Source organism: Bacillus sp. FSL M8-0166 (assembly GCF_038008825.1).
GTDB lineage: Bacteria > Bacillota > Bacilli > Bacillales > Bacillaceae > Bacillus > Bacillus safensis.
In genome coordinates, this window is record NZ_JBBOZZ010000001.1 from 2,682,876 (window position 1) to 2,697,483 (window position 14,608).

General features: G+C 42.0%; 13 protein-coding genes, 2 tRNA genes and 1 pseudogene. All 16 read right to left on the reverse strand.

Translation table 11 applies throughout. The features are described 5' to 3' along the window. Window positions 1–103: 103 nt before the first annotated feature. The 16 genes and pseudogenes from cysK to yabP all read right to left on the reverse strand — a co-directional run bounded on the left by cysK (window position 104) and on the right by yabP (window position 14,594). Window positions 104–1,027, reverse strand: coding sequence for a cysteine synthase A (cysK, locus tag NSS92_RS13905; protein ID WP_340868648.1), 924 nt, complete (start codon window positions 1,025–1,027; stop codon window positions 104–106). A gap of 77 nt (window positions 1,028–1,104) precedes the next feature. Continuing rightward, complete coding sequence (locus NSS92_RS13910) at window positions 1,105–2,013, reverse strand: peptidyl-prolyl cis-trans isomerase (protein WP_142946808.1); 909 nt, start codon at window positions 2,011–2,013, stop codon at window positions 1,105–1,107. 46 nt (window positions 2,014–2,059) lie between these two features. Beyond that, window positions 2,060–2,935 carry an Hsp33 family molecular chaperone HslO gene (hslO, locus tag NSS92_RS13915; RefSeq protein ID WP_024425653.1) on the reverse strand — a complete coding sequence of 292 codons (876 nt, stop codon included), beginning with the start codon at window positions 2,933–2,935 and terminating at the stop codon, window positions 2,060–2,062. Window positions 2,936–2,949: 14 nt separating this feature from the next. Next, on the reverse strand, window positions 2,950–3,726 hold the full coding sequence (locus NSS92_RS13920) for a type III pantothenate kinase (protein WP_039175940.1): 777 nt from the start codon (window positions 3,724–3,726) through the stop codon (window positions 2,950–2,952). 162 nt (window positions 3,727–3,888) lie between these two features. Then, window positions 3,889–5,793 (reverse strand): ATP-dependent zinc metalloprotease FtsH, encoded by a 1,905-nt coding sequence (ftsH, locus tag NSS92_RS13925; protein ID WP_340868655.1) that lies wholly within the window; start codon window positions 5,791–5,793, stop codon window positions 3,889–3,891. Between the two features lie 95 nt (window positions 5,794–5,888). Continuing rightward, window positions 5,889–6,428 (reverse strand): hypoxanthine phosphoribosyltransferase, encoded by a 540-nt coding sequence (gene hpt / locus NSS92_RS13930; RefSeq protein ID WP_003217950.1) that lies wholly within the window; start codon window positions 6,426–6,428, stop codon window positions 5,889–5,891. Continuing rightward, a pseudogene (tilS, locus tag NSS92_RS13935) lies at window positions 6,425–7,847 on the reverse strand (tRNA lysidine(34) synthetase TilS). The gene hpt and the pseudogene tilS overlap by 4 nt, the downstream one beginning before the upstream one ends. Before the next feature lie 96 nt (window positions 7,848–7,943). After that, the gene (locus NSS92_RS13940; RefSeq protein ID WP_340870027.1) at window positions 7,944–8,948 is read right to left on the reverse strand and encodes a protein kinase domain-containing protein; all 1,005 of its coding nucleotides are present in this window, start codon (window positions 8,946–8,948) and stop codon (window positions 7,944–7,946) included. After that, complete coding sequence (locus NSS92_RS13945; RefSeq protein WP_034284249.1) at window positions 8,932–9,669, reverse strand: vWA domain-containing protein; 738 nt, start codon at window positions 9,667–9,669, stop codon at window positions 8,932–8,934. Before NSS92_RS13945 ends, NSS92_RS13940 begins: the two co-directional genes overlap by 17 nt. Before the next feature lie 76 nt (window positions 9,670–9,745). Beyond that, complete coding sequence (spoIIE, locus tag NSS92_RS13950) at window positions 9,746–12,229, reverse strand: stage II sporulation protein E (protein WP_340868658.1); 2,484 nt, start codon at window positions 12,227–12,229, stop codon at window positions 9,746–9,748. Between the two features lie 203 nt (window positions 12,230–12,432). Further along, window positions 12,433–12,504 (reverse strand) — tRNA-Glu (locus NSS92_RS13955). 25 nt (window positions 12,505–12,529) lie between these two features. Continuing rightward, a tRNA-Met gene (locus NSS92_RS13960) sits at window positions 12,530–12,603 on the reverse strand. 176 nt (window positions 12,604–12,779) lie between these two features. Further along, window positions 12,780–13,175, reverse strand: a complete 396-nt coding sequence (locus NSS92_RS13965) for a S1 domain-containing RNA-binding protein (protein WP_008357409.1) — start codon at window positions 13,173–13,175, stop codon at window positions 12,780–12,782. A gap of 82 nt (window positions 13,176–13,257) precedes the next feature. Next, window positions 13,258–13,632: an FtsB family cell division protein gene (locus tag NSS92_RS13970; RefSeq protein ID WP_003217952.1), complete on the reverse strand. Its 375-nt coding sequence runs from the start codon at window positions 13,630–13,632 to the stop codon at window positions 13,258–13,260. 18 nt (window positions 13,633–13,650) lie between these two features. Continuing rightward, window positions 13,651–14,289 (reverse strand): spore cortex biosynthesis protein YabQ, encoded by a 639-nt coding sequence (gene yabQ / locus NSS92_RS13975; protein WP_267588147.1) that lies wholly within the window; start codon window positions 14,287–14,289, stop codon window positions 13,651–13,653. Next, window positions 14,286–14,594: a sporulation protein YabP gene (yabP, locus tag NSS92_RS13980; RefSeq protein WP_048239558.1), complete on the reverse strand. Its 309-nt coding sequence runs from the start codon at window positions 14,592–14,594 to the stop codon at window positions 14,286–14,288. Before yabP ends, yabQ begins: the two co-directional genes overlap by 4 nt. Window positions 14,595–14,608 lie beyond the last annotated feature (14 nt).

Sequence of the window (14,608 nt, forward strand, 5' to 3'; positions counted from 1 at the left end):
CATTAATCTTATTGTAATGCAATCCAATTTATTTAGAAAATAGTATTTGCTTTCCATCTTCAGAATTCATGAAAAAACCCCAGCAAATGCTGGGGTGATTGGTTTAATCGAATTGATAAAGAGGTGTACTGAGGTAACGCTCACCATTACTTGGGATGATTGCCAGAACCTTTTTCCCTTTACCAAGCTTCTTCGCTGTTTGAAGCGCTGCGTAAATAGCTGCTCCGGAAGAAATACCGCCAAGGATTCCTTCTTCTTTCGCTGCTTTTCTTGCAAGCTCAAATGCATCTTCGTTTTTCACTTGGATGATGCCGTCATATATTTCTGTGTTCAAGATTGAAGGAACAAAACCTGCTCCAATTCCTTGAATTTTATGCGGACCCGGCTTCCCGCCTGACAATACAGGGGAATCTGTCGGCTCTACCGCATAAAGCTGAATCGATGGGATGGCTTCTTTTAGGACTTCACCAGCACCTGTAATCGTACCGCCCGTACCAACACCTGCAATAAATGCATCAAGCTCGCCATCAAACTGTTCAAGAATTTCTTTCCCAGTTGTACGACGGTGAATCTCCGCATTGGCTTCGTTGCTAAATTGCTGAGGCATGAAGTAACCATGCTCTTCTGCCAATTCTTCCGCTTTATTGATGGCACCTTTCATTCCTTCTGCACCTGGTGTTAAGACAAGCTCTGCACCATAAGCGCGTAAAAGGTTGCGGCGCTCCTGACTCATTGTGTCTGGCATAACCAAAATCGCGTTGATTCCTTTAGCAGCTGCTACCATTGCAAGGCCGATTCCTGTGTTTCCGCTTGTTGGTTCAATAAGCGTGTCGCCGGCTTTTAATGTTCCTTTTGCTTCAGCATCTTCGATCATCGCTAAAGCAATACGATCTTTGACACTGCTGCCCGGGTTCATATATTCAAGTTTCAAGTAGACATCCGCACTGTCTTCATCTACTAAACGGTTTAATTTAACGACTGGTGTATTTCCTATTAGTTCAAAAACTGAATTTACAATACGAGCCATCACTAACACCTCTATCTCCGAGTAATTTTATTGTATTAATATTAAATTATCAATTTCAAAAAATTTTGTCAATGCTTTTAGTCCTGCTCGCCATCGTAAAACCATGTGACTTTTGCTTCTTTCCAAAGGGTTTTGACATTCGCCTTTTCACCTAGATCTTCCATTGCGATCTGCCTTTTAATCTGATCTTTGACTTCTTCGTAGGAGAAAGAGCGGCCATTTAATTTTTCTTTTAACTGAATAATGGCATACCCGTTTTTGGTCTGAATCGGCTCTTTCGTCCATTCATCTGGCTGAAGCTTTTGAGCCTCTTGTATGTATAGGGCTGGGATACTTTCTTGCTCTTCTGTCACAAATCCAAGATCTCCGCCGTATGGTGAGGTGTAACGGTCGATTGAACGTTCAGCTGCCACGGCTTCGAAGCTAGATCCACCTTTTAAATCTTTCAATACATTTTCAGCCTCGCCCTTTGTCTTCACAACGATATGGCGAATGCGGTATGAATCATCATATTGATATAAGTCCTTGTTTTTTTCATAAAACGATTTCGCTTCTTTTTCAGAAACGACGGCATCTCTCGTTAAAAGCTGCTCTAATAAAATTTGATAACGAATCTGATCTTTCCATTCCTTCTCACTTGTATGTCCATCTTCGTAGAAATTGTTAGACACCGCTTTGAGCATGAGCAATTCACGATTGATCTCTTTTGAAGAGACCTCCAGCTTATTTTGCTTGGCAAGCTGATTGACCACCTTCTGATTAATCATTTGTTCAAGTGTCGCCTTTCCGTAGCGATCTTCCATTTTCTTTAGCCATTCTTGACGCGTCACCTTCTCTTTTCCAATCGACGCAATTTCTTCACCGCTCTTCCCGTTAGAAGAAGCCTGTGACATTTGTGACTTTGTTAATACATATGCAATGACAACGGCATTAATCATGAGCAACACGAGGATAAATGTCCATACCACTCTTGCTTTTAGTCTCATCTTTCGTCTCCTTTCCATTCTAAAAAGAAAACCCGCTGCTTAGAGCTTAGCGGGTTAATTCTTCACGCAGCTCTTCTAGCTCTTCTTTTGTAAATACATACGTTTCGTTACAAAAATGGCATTGAGCTTCTGCTTGTCCGTCTTGTTCAATCATATCATCAATTTCGGCTTTCCCTAGGCTGATAATGCCATTTGCAAACCGTTCTTTTGAGCAGTTACAAGAAAATTCGACAGGTACAGTTTCTAAAATTTGAGGTTTTTCACCGAGTACTTCTTCTAATATTTCTTCTGGTGTCATCCCTTTTTCAATGAGTTTAGAGATGGGTTCAATGGTTGACAGGCGCTTTTCTAGTCTTTCAATGACAGCATCTTCTGTACCAGGCAGCAATTGAATAATGAAACCGCCTGCTGCGAGGATCGAATTATCTGGATTGACAAGGACCCCTACGCCTACAGACGAAGGCACTTGCTCAGAAGAAACAAGATAATAAGTGAAGTCATCTCCAATTTCACCTGAGACGATTTCCGTTTGTCCTGTAAAGTGATCCTTCAGCCCGATATCTTTGACAACACTTAACGTTCCAGATGTTCCGACTGCACGTCTCACATCCAGCTTGCCATGTTCATTTAAGTCAAAGTGAACTTGTGGGTTTGAGACATATCCTCGCACCTGCCCTTTTGCATTTCCATCAGCAATAATGGCGCCGATTGGTCCACCGCCTTCTATTTTTACAGTTAACTTATTCTCACCTTTCAGCATAGCCCCCATCATGACTGTTGCTGTCATCGTTCTGCCGATGGCTGCTGATGCAGTCGGCCACGTATGATGTCTTCTTTGTGCTTCGTTGATTGTATCTGTTGTGTTTGCAGCATATGCGCGGACTTTTCCGTCATATGCTAACGCTTTAACTAAGTAATCCATTTGATTTAAACCTCCTATAATACACCGACACGATTACGTTCATAAATGAGCTGCAGTCCTTTTAATGTGAGGAACGGATCGACAATATCAATACAGTCTGATTCATTTCCAATCAATGTAGACAAACCGCCTGTTGCAATGACTTTCGGTGTTTGTTTGGCTTGCTGCTTCATCCGTTTCACTATTCCCTCGACTTGGCCAACATATCCATAAAGGATGCCGGATTGCATCGCACTGATAGTGTTTTTTCCAACAATGTGATCAGGACGGACAATTTCAATTCTCGGCAGCTTCGCCGCTCTTGTATATAAAGCCTCAGTTGAGATGGTAATACCCGGTGCAATCGCTCCACCCATGTATTGTTTTTGTTCATTGATATAACAGTAGGTTGTTGCTGTTCCAAAGTCTACCACAATAAGAGGCGCCCCATATAGGTGAATTGCTGCTACTGCATTGACAATACGATCTGCCCCGACTTCCTTTGGGTTGTCACACATAATGTTTAATCCAGTCTTCATTCCAGGCCCTACAATTTGGGGTGTTAGGTGAAAATACTTTTCGCACATTCTTTCAAGTGCAAACATCATTGGCGGGACAACAGACGAGATGATAATTCCTTCTATTTGGTCAAACATCAGCCCCACATAATCGAATAAAGCCCTGATGGACATACCAAATTCGTCTTCTGTTTTATGACGGCTTGTTTCAATTCGCCAATGGTAGTTTAGATCGCCATTATGATAAACACCTAAAACGGTATTTGTGTTTCCTACATCTATCACGAGTAACAACTTCATCACCACTTTGAATAGTTTCTCAAAAAGAGCATTTTTCGACTTTCTATCATACCATACACGAATTGAGTTCCATTTGTAAACAATTCGAAACCGATCCATTCAGGAATCGAAATAAAAAAAGCTGCCGGTGATCCCGGCAGCTTTCACAGAAGGAGATTAGATCTCCTCATCTTCTTCTTTTTTCTTGATGTTCACTTTCACATCATCGTTTTTCTCTTCGTCATCTGCGTATACACGCTCTGGAAGCTTTCCAGTTTCGTAAAGAGATTTAATTTGCTCAGCATCTAATGTTTCAACTTCTAGAAGGGCTTGTGCGATGATTTCTAGCTTATCTTTATTCTCAGTGAGAATTTGTTTCGCACGTTCGTAGCTGTCCTTGATGAAACGCTGAATTTCTTGGTCAATTTCGTAAGCAATCGCTTCACTATAATTCGGCTCGTTGTTAAAGTCACGGCCAAGGAATACTTGACCTCCTTGTGCCTGACCGAATTGAAGTGGACCAAGTTTATCAGACATACCGAACTCTGTGACCATTCTTCTTGCAATGCCTGTTGCACGCTGGAAGTCGTTGTGAGCGCCTGTACTTACTTCACCAAACGTAATTTCCTCAGCAACACGACCGCCGAGCAAGCCGACAATTTTATCAAGAAGCTCTGGTTTCGTTTGGAAATAACGATCTTCTCTTGGAAGCATGACCGCATATCCGCCTGCCTGACCACGTGGAACGATCGTTACTTTATGCACCATGTCCGCTTCGTCTAGGATAAGACCAATGACGGTATGACCTGCTTCATGGTAAGCTACGATATTACGTTCTTTCTTCGAAATGACGCGGCTTTTCTTCGCCGGTCCAGCGATGACACGGTCAGTCGCTTCGTCGATATCACGCATATCAATTTTCTTTTTGTTATGACGGGCAGCAACAAGTGCTGCTTCGTTTAGTAAGTTCTCAAGATCTGCTCCAGAGAACCCAGGTGTTCTGCTTGCAATGGCTTTCAAATTCACTGTATCATCAAGCGGTTTGTTTTTCGCATGAACCTTCAGTACTTCTTCACGGCCAATGACATCTGGGCGGTCAACCGTAATTTGACGGTCAAAACGTCCCGGACGCAGCAATGCAGGATCTAGGATATCTGCACGGTTCGTCGCAGCGATGATAATAATACCTTCGTTCGCACTAAAACCATCCATTTCAACAAGAAGCTGGTTAAGCGTTTGTTCACGCTCGTCATGACCACCGCCAAGACCGGCTCCACGCTGACGACCCACTGCATCAATCTCATCAATAAAGATTAAGCAAGGTGCATTCTTTTTCGCATTTTCGAATAAATCACGTACACGTGATGCACCGACACCGACGAACATCTCGACGAAGTCAGAACCACTGATGCTGAAGAAAGGAACGCCTGCTTCTCCTGCAGATGCTCTCGCTAGCAATGTTTTACCTGTACCTGGAGGTCCTACTAGTAAAACCCCTTTAGGGATTCTTGCGCCAAGCTCCGCAAATTTACGTGGATCCTTCAGGAATTCTACCACTTCTACAAGCTCTTGCTTTTCTTCATCTGCACCGGCAACATCTTTAAATTTCACACGTTTCTTCTCTTCTGTGTAAAGCTTCGCCTTACTCTTACCAAAGTTCATGACTCGGCTTCCGCCGCCCTGAGCTTGGTTCAATAAGAAGAAGAACAGGATAAAGATGATGATGAACGGAATGATGGTTGTCAGAACTTGCAGCCATCCATTTGTTTCAGGTGCTGGTTCTACTTTTACATCTGTATTCTTTAGTGCACTGTAAATCTGGTCAACACCTTGACCATCTGGAACATGGGTAATGAAGTATTCATCTTTCTTCGCGCCATCTAATTGACCACGAATTTCATAAACCCCTCTTACAGGCTGAATGGAGATACTCTCCACTTTTCCCGCACTTAGATTTTGCGAAAATTTGCTGTAAGACATGTTCTCAGGCTTTTGATTAGGGGATCCTAACCAACTGACTACCCCTATCACAAGTAATAAAATAAGTATATAAAAAATCGTATTACGAAAAACCCGATTCATTCCTTACCTCCTCCCACAGTAAGCACAACTATGTTCAATAGTATCATAGAAAATCATTCCAATACAACCAATAACCTCATGTATACGTATGCTGATCAGCCTTCGTAAACAGATGGTTTTAACACTCCAATATACGGGAGGTTTCGGTAACGTTCAGCGAAATCCAATCCATAGCCGACAACAAATGCATCTGGCACTTCAAATCCAACATAATCTGCTTTGATGTCTGCTTTGCGGCCGCTTGGTTTATCAAGCAGTGTCACAATTTTTATGGAGTTTGCTTTACGGTATCGGAAAAGCTCTACCAGATAGCTCAAAGTTAACCCACTGTCGATGATATCTTCCATAATTAAAATATCTCTTCCTTCAACAGAAGTATCTAGATCTTTTATGATCTTTACTTCTCCTGAAGATACGGTAGATTTTCCGTAGCTAGATACATCCATAAAATCAAGTTCTAAATATGTATCAATGTGTTTGATCAGGTCTGCCATGAATGGAAGAGCCCCTTTCAAAACACCAATAGCCAGGGGAAATTTACCATCATAATCGCTGGTTAATGTTGCACCCAGTTCCTTCACTTTTTGCTGGATCTCTTCTTCTGAGATCAAAACCTTTTCAATATCTTGTTTCATGCTTTTGCTTGCCCCCTACAAATTTTCATGCTGTCTATATTGTAATACAATGAGATCGCTGTTTGTCATATCAATTTCTTCAAAAACGGATTTTTTCAGACCTGGGATCCAGATGATTTGATGATCCGAGTCAGTGACGATCGGCCAGCTGTCTCTTTCTGCAAGAGGCACTTTTTTATCAATAAATATATCCTTCACCTTTTTTGATCCATTCATCCCTTTAAGTTTAATTCGATCACCATTTTTTCGTGAGCGAATAATCAAAGGGAAACGAACATGATCTTTTTGAAGCAAGAAAAAATGGTTTCCGTTCCGTGCATCCTTCGGAACATGATTTGATACGACGATAGACTGCCCATTTGGAAGGAAAAGCTTCTCTCCAAGCTCACCCTTTAAGTGAAGAGCATAAGACTGGTCTAGTACAAGCGATCGTTCAAAGGTAAACATACAGTAATCATAAGACTTGACAGCTTGTAAACCTTTTGGCAAATCTAATGATCCAGACGGTTGTTCGGTATGAGATAACCAGTCCAAAGTCCCTAGAATATGCTGGTTTGAAAACGCTGATTGAGTGTTTTCATAAAGATAGTTTAATATTAGTTGAATGCCTCTTCTTTGTAAAGGCAAAGGCAGATCAAGCAAAGGCTTCGTTTTGATCTCAATTTGCTTAGGCGATTGACTCGTTATCACTTGGTTCATTTGTTCCTTTGTTAAAGCCTGCAAGTATTGCTCATCCTCAGTCAGCATGTCACTTACAAACTGAAAGCTTTCATGTACATGAGGTGCCTCTTCTTTTAACACGGGAAGAATGTGTCTTCTTACCCTGTTTCTCAAGTAGTCATCCGTATGATTGCTTTGATCAATGACATAGGGGACATGTTCTTTTTCACAAGCTTTTAGCACGTCGTCTTTAGAGTATCCAATGAGCGGACGAATCAGCCATCCACCTTGAAAAGGACGTTTTGCTTGGATGCCCGCGAGTCCAATACCAACAGTCCCTCTCGCAAGTCTCATCAGCATTGTTTCTACTTGGTCGTCTCCATGATGTGCAAGCGCTATAAATTGAGCGTTGTATTGCTCCAACAATTGACGAAAGAAAGCATATCTGCACTCCCTTGCAGCTGCCTGTTTGTTTAAGCGGTTTTCTTTTGCATATTGGATGACCTGTATGCGGGACGATTCAAAAGGGATCTCGTGCTCCTTACAGTAAGCCTCAACAAATGCCAAATCAGCAAAGGACTCTTCTCCTCTGAACATGTGATCTACATGGGCTGCAATCAGCTGATAGGAACCTTTGCGACGCTTGTTAAGTTCATGCAGTAAGAGCATGGAATCCGGTCCGCCGGAAACCCCGACAATGACTGTCGTATTTTCAAGGTAAACATCATGTTTTTTCAAAAAAGATTCAATTCTACTCACAACTTCCTCCTCACAAAGAGCAGGTAATTTAAAGATATACATATCCTATCACTTTCAGTAGCTCCAAGCAAAGAAGAAGCCTGCTTTTTTACAGCTCTACAACAGGAACAAAACCACATATGCACAGTAAAGAGCGAGTACACTGCACACGATAAGAATGGTTTCAAAAAGTCCGCCTGATTTTTTACGTACTGACGTTCTTTTTGCTGCAGCCCGCGATCGTGAAGTCACCTGTTGATTTTGATTAACAGCGGGTGTTGGCGCGTTTTTTTGCTGCTGCTTCTTTTGGCGCGTTTTTCTTGATGCAATCAGCTGTCCTTCTTTCAGCATCGCACTTTTCATGTCTGCTGCTGATTGATATTTACCTTGTAGAGCAGCCTTTAACACCCTTTCATATCGCTTTAATAAAGGATGTCCTTCAATAGCTCGATAAAGCTGCTTTTCTGGTTCTGCTCCTTTTTTGAATTCTTTCTTATACGCACAGTTGACCATCACCATGGTCAGGGCAAATAAATCATAAGATGGTTCAGCTTTTCGTGTACCGAACCCCCAATAGCCTCGATCAAAAAACTCTGTATACTCCTTAATTGCCCTGCCCGCTTTCGTCGTTCCTCCCACATCAATGCACCGGATCGTAGCCGGGGGACCAGAAACAATGAGATTATCCGGCTTTAAGTCACCAAAAATCCAGCCTTCCTGATGTAAATGAGCCAGGCTAGATAAAAGCTGAATCATCAAAACCACGATCCACTCATCACCCTTTTGTTTCACAAATTCAAGCAGTAATGGGCCTCTGACATATTCCATCACATAAAAGGAGCATTTTTGAGGCATACCGGGATAAATCGCATCATCCATATCATAAAAAGAAGGCCCCATGGTTTTCACAGGAGCCTTTGAAAAGGATTTTAACACATTGACTTCAGATGCAATGAGCATACTGTCATCACTCACTTTAAGGGCCGCTTGCCCATGTGGCGATTCGGCCAGATAGACAACACCGTTCGCCCCTTTTCCAAGCTCTTTTACAATACGGTAATGATGGTGGTGCCATTTCCCTTGAATCACCGTGCCTAACGGGATGTTAGAAACCGAATTCATCATCATGCTCTTCCTTTGCTTCAAGCAGCCCTTTGCGTGAGCGAACTGATTTGAAATGCTGAAGTGCTTCCCGAAGCGCTGGTCCCGTTGGGGTGATGCCTCCAGTGGTCAGTTTTGGGAAAATAGATGATAATGAATCGAATCGAGGCGTCCAATTCAACACAATTTCTGCATCTGAGTTTTTCCCGGGAAATACACACATCCCAAACTGATTTTCTCCAATTCTTGAATTTAAACTGATGGAAAGGTCGATGAGTGCTTCTTTGACGGTCGGCAGCTTCGGTTTCATACTTGCACTTGTATCAACAAGCACGAGTACTTGAAGGTGAACCGTCTCTCCTAACTCATCGACAACCTCCATTACTTCCCCGCGCTTATCAGGTGGAAGCTCTTCAATTTCAGCATCTTTGCCGAGAATTTGCTGCAATTCTTTATTCACAACACCTTGTAACGTTTGTGTCATCGCTTTTTTCGTGACCATTTGTACTGTTTGAGATAACTGCTGGACGTAGACAACCTGATGGATGCCTCCGCCTGCGAGAGCAATTCCCTCTACTTCTTTCATCGCTTCATGATCGTGTCTGTTTTCTTCCATAATGCCAATGACATTGACTGTAATCCCTTGTTCCTTTGCCAATGAGGCAATCGCAAGCGGATCTTCCCCGTGATTTGAGCAGCCATCTGTAATCAATAAGATTTGGTTGACGTGACCTTTTCGCATCTTCATTCCTCCTGGGATTGTAACTGAATGCTTATATCCCCATCATCGCCAGAAGAAATTCATATTATACGATATTTTAAGAAATCTCTTGTTTCTCAAGATAGAATGTACCAGTCGGAATGGAAGCCCATTTTGGTGTGTTGTGGTCGAGCCTGATGACAACAACCGTCATATCGTCGTCAATTTGTCCTGCTCTTGTTCGAATGACCTCTTCCATTAATAAATCAGCAATTTCTTGAGGATCTTCTGTTTTAAAGCTTTTCATTTTCCGTTTCACCCACAGATCATGATTTTCAATATGCTTTGGCCCCTCAAAAATGCCGTCACTCATCATAATCAATAGGTCTCCTGCTTTCATCTGTTCGCATACAACTTCGACTTCGAATTCATCAATAATGCCAATCGGCAAGTTGCTTGCTTGTACCTTCATCACCTGATCACCCCGTTTAATAAAGCTGGGTGTTGAACCAATCTTGAGGAACTTACAGCTCGCATCCTGTAAATCAATGATCGATAAATCCAATGTTGAATAGATCTCGTCCGTCGTTCGTAAAGATAAAATACTATTAATGGTTTTAATCGCCACTTTCTCATTGATACCTGACGCCAATATTTTTTCTAACAGCTTAATCGTTTCATTGCTTTCAAAATGTGCCCGTGCTCCGTTGCCCATTCCATCACTAATAGCTGCGGCATACTTGCCTGCACCAAGCTCCATCATGCTGTAGCTGTCTCCAGATACCAGTCCTCCGCCTTTTGCTGCATGCGCCACGCCTGTAGCCACTCGATATGATTTAGCAGAGCCAAACACAACATGACAATAGCCTGTTGGATGCTCTGCACACTGCTCTGCTTTGACTAAAATCTGTTCTTCTAAAATATCTGAAAGCATTGGAGCAATGATTTTTTCACATTCCCCATGCCCTTGGCAATATGGGATTCTCATTTCAATATCAACATTTCCCTGCTCCAAGCTATAGATTTCAACTTGCTGAATTTCAATGCCAAAGTGCTGAAGCGCTTCTATCATCTGCTCTTCCTGAATAAAATGCTGTTCTCTTTCTCGTTTTATTTCCCGGGAAAAATCCTCCATCACTTGTGAGACCCCCATCAACTGTTCTGCCACAAGACGTCTGCTGTCTTGGACTTTTTTCTTCAGTGTCTGGTTGGCTTTATAGTAAGCGATCTCCTCTTCAATCAATTCCTCGACATGTTTTGATTTTGAGCAGTGCTGACTAAATTTCTTTTTCAATTTTCGGTTATGCTCATACGTTTTTTCATCAGATTCATGCATAACTTGTTTCATGAGTTCATAGGTTGTATCAAAGTTCTGCACCCAGCATTTATTTTTCTTATAGCACGTTTGACAGGATCGTTCTGTGATCGTACTTAAAAAAAGATCTACATCCTCTTCCTGCTTTTTCTCTTCAGGAATGGATTCGTAAAATGTCGCAAAACTCTCAGACAGCGCATGAAATACATTAGAGAATTGGTCTACCTTTTTTGCTGTCACGTCTCGTACTTTCCGAGCATATTGCTGCTGCTCTTGTACATGCTCTACCGTACCAGGAATGTATTTCGCTACCTTGGAGGTGACTGATTGTGGCGTGAGCAAAAAGAGCGCAACCGCTATAAGTGATTCATACAGTGTGGTCATGAGACCTGCTGATCCTTCTCCGTACAGTGAAATGAGTAAGGAACCCACAATTAAGCCGATGGCTGCCCCTGCTTTCTTCCCTTCTTTCAGCAATCCGCCTAATAAGCCTGAAAAGGCAAGAAGACTCATCTGATAAAGGTTTCCGATGTTAGCGAGACCAAGAATTAATCCTGTCACAACACCGACCGTACAACCAATACTGGCTCCGCCAATAAAGGCAAATGTCAGCACTACATAACGTGACAAAATATGCTCTGCCTGCATCCCTTGAAATGAGATCCCAGCAAGGCCAGTTAAAACTGAGGCAATTAATATCATAAAACAAATAATTTCTTCGACCTTTAAAGAGTGTTTAATTTTCCTGACTGTAAAAATCGGCAGGCTTTGAAGAAAAATCAGAGTCAAAATGAAGGCAAGTCCTGCTTCGACACCCGCCATGACGTAATCATAACTTTGCACAGCACCTTGCTCTAGGTAAACAAACGCTCCTCGGGTGATCAGCATCGAGAGAACAATGACAACCGGTAATGTTTTCACTGGGTCTTTGATGATGAAAGAAACCACCTTTGACATAAGGAGAAACATAAGCAGCGACGCAAACACAAACAATGCATTTTGAGGTGATATCGTCATCGCCCCAGCGAGTAAAGCTAGACAAGCAAGCATTGCCTTATCTCTTTTAATAAGCAGCATGGAGCCAAAGAAAGGCAGAGCAAACGGCATAATTTCAGATAATATAAAGGCTCGTCCTAATAAAAAGCCTAGAACAACATAAATAAACCCTTTATAGAAAAAAAGAGAATGCGTATGATGAAGAAACAGGTTTTTCATCTTTTTTAACCCCGCACTGATTCTCTCAAACCCCGCTCCTGTTAAATCAGTTCTTCTTTCTAGTTTTTCCATCTTCTCATCCCCCACCTGATATTCGTTGCTTGTCATTATAGCGAAGGTGAAAAAGAAATTTTGTCAAAAGAAGTTGTCGTTTCCATAAAACGTTCGACGCTTTATTCGTCAAAGAGGCATACTTTCATGAAAGTCGATGTCTTTCATCAGAATTTTTCGAATGCACAAAAAAACAGCTTTCCTATAGAAAGCTGTTTCGAAGATGACCCGTACGGGATTCGAACCCGTGTTACCGCCGTGAAAGGGCGGTGTCTTAACCGCTTGACCAACGGGCCTTGCTTTATGTTCTAGTTAAAAGGATAGCGGCGGAGGGGATCGAACCCCCGACCTCACGGGTATGAACCGTACGCTCTAGCCAGCTGAGCTACACCGCCATAATGAAAATGCGCTAAGAAGCACAAGAACTATAATACAAAGGATTCGCTTGTCCGTCAATAGAAAGTTTTAAATTAAATGCCGAAATCTAAAAAATGTCGGATGGATCATGAAAAAAAGCACCTGCTGAACAGCAGATGCTTTGTTGTGAAAATATATAGAAAGCAGCAACAAGTTAACCTCTTCTTGCTCCGCGCCCCCCACGTTTTGATTCCGTGTTACGTTTTAAAGATGTTAAGCGATCTTCGCTATCTTTTAAGAATTTGTTCATTTTTTGTTCAAACGATTCCTTCGGACGGAAATCATTTCTGCTTGGTCTTGATTGTTGTTGAGGACGATCTTTTGCTTTTTTAATGGACAAGCCGATTTTACCGTCTTTTTCAACGTTAATCACTTTCACTTCAACTTGTTCACCGACTTTTAAATGCTCATTAATATCTTTTACATAGTTATCGGCTACCTCACTGATATGAACGAGACCAGTTGAACCGCCTGGCAACTCCACAAAAGCTCCAAAATTTGTAATGCCCGTAACTTTCCCTTGTAACTTGCTGCCAACTTCAATCGACATAAAAAAAGTGCTCCTCCTTAGACTTATAAAAAAATCTCATTTGTTCAATTATACATAAACTGAATTTTAAGTGTCAACAAGGCTAATCGCTCTTATTGCCCACATCAAAGATTTTTTCGCCTTTTTTGGACATATAATAGTCCCGTCGTGCCAGTTCGAGTACGTATTCCTTGCTTTTCAGCTTCTTAATTTCATCAGAAATATCTTCCTGCTTTGTTTGTAATTGCTTCAACTCTTTTTCGAGCGCAACCTTCTTCTCTTCTTTTTCCTTTAGTGAAGACGATTGCGACCAGAGGGCACTTGTCACCAAGACAGCAAACATGAGCACGATCACACCAAACACGGTAAGCCTTCTAAGGAGTCCGCGACGTTTGCGTTTTAAGCGCTGTGCTTGCTGTTCCATTTGTTTTTGGTAATCATTTTGAATTTGTGCGATATTTCTTTTTCTCTTGTTCAAGGTTGAAGGCCTCCTCTCTTACTTTGTCCAGAATTGTTTCCATTTCGTTTTGATGGTACCAGATAATTTCTTGGCCCCTTGTAAAATTCCTGCTCCTTTTGAGAAAAACAATCTCATTGATGTTCGCCATTTTTCGGGAATCCGATGAATAATGGTCACATTGAGTAACCAGATGAGCGGATAACAAACAATCGACAGCACCTTCCACACGAGCCGAAACGTAAAACGAACAAGACGTAAGAGCGAGTGGAGCAAGAACAGAATAGCACTTATGACCAATGTGATCATCCAGCGGATTGGCTGGAAGACAACCGACATGACCAGCCTTTTTAGGAAGAGAACGGTCTGATATACACACATCATGATAAACTTAAGAATGTTGAGATACAACTGTTTCATCAATGCCTGATACATCGAGAAACCTAGAGCAACGGCTAGAAAAATATAAAGCCTGAATTCTCCCTCATTTGTCAGCAGCAGGACGTAAAAGAATAAGAGACCCTGTACCATCCAAAAAAGGAGATCGTGTATAACCAAAAGCCATTTTGCTGTTTTTTCCCGGTTCACAAACAGCTTGTACGTATCAAGCGATGCGCCCAGCCAGATGCCCATCGCCGCCATGGAAAGCATCGTATAAAACTGGACTGTCAGCGTCATTTAAACAGCTTGCTAAAAAATCCTTTAGCTTTCTCCCCGTGCTGCTCATCAACATAGATTAAATCAAAGACACGTCCTTTGATCGACACAACGCCCTTTTCGACGTCTAGGTTTTTCATTTGCAGATTTTCTCCGCGGATGGCGAGAATCCCCATGACCGTCTCAAGCAGAAATTCTTCACTATCAAAGCTTTCCACTTGTTTGACACCGGTAATATCTAAATGCTTTCTGTTTCGCATTGTGACATTGTGCTCCGCTTCTGATGACAGCTTCGTGCCTTGAGGTTGATTATAATATTGATTCATTTATACATCCCCCA

Excerpts from the sequence above, each read along its gene's own strand:
- NSS92_RS13940 (WP_340870027.1), bottom strand. The coding sequence starts at position 8,948 with ATGAATTCGGTTTCTAACATCCCGTTAGGCACGGTGATTCAAGGGAAA.
- NSS92_RS13910 (WP_142946808.1), bottom strand. The coding sequence starts at position 2,013 with ATGAGACTAAAAGCAAGAGTGGTATGGACATTTATCCTCGTGTTGCTC.
- cysK (WP_340868648.1), bottom strand. The coding sequence starts at position 1,027 with ATGGCTCGTATTGTAAATTCAGTTTTTGAACTAATAGGAAATACACCA.
- yabQ (WP_267588147.1), bottom strand. The coding sequence starts at position 14,289 with ATGACGCTGACAGTCCAGTTTTATACGATGCTTTCCATGGCGGCGATG.
- yabP (WP_048239558.1), bottom strand. The coding sequence starts at position 14,594 with ATGAATCAATATTATAATCAACCTCAAGGCACGAAGCTGTCATCAGAA.
- spoIIE (WP_340868658.1), bottom strand. The coding sequence starts at position 12,229 with ATGGAAAAACTAGAAAGAAGAACTGATTTAACAGGAGCGGGGTTTGAG.
- NSS92_RS13965 (WP_008357409.1), bottom strand. The coding sequence starts at position 13,175 with ATGTCGATTGAAGTTGGCAGCAAGTTACAAGGGAAAGTTACGGGCATT.
- hslO (WP_024425653.1), bottom strand. The coding sequence starts at position 2,935 with ATGGATTACTTAGTTAAAGCGTTAGCATATGACGGAAAAGTCCGCGCA.
- hpt (WP_003217950.1), bottom strand. The coding sequence starts at position 6,428 with ATGAAACAAGATATTGAAAAGGTTTTGATCTCAGAAGAAGAGATCCAG.
- ftsH (WP_340868655.1), bottom strand. The coding sequence starts at position 5,793 with ATGAATCGGGTTTTTCGTAATACGATTTTTTATATACTTATTTTATTA.
- NSS92_RS13945 (WP_034284249.1), bottom strand. The coding sequence starts at position 9,669 with ATGCGAAAAGGTCACGTCAACCAAATCTTATTGATTACAGATGGCTGC.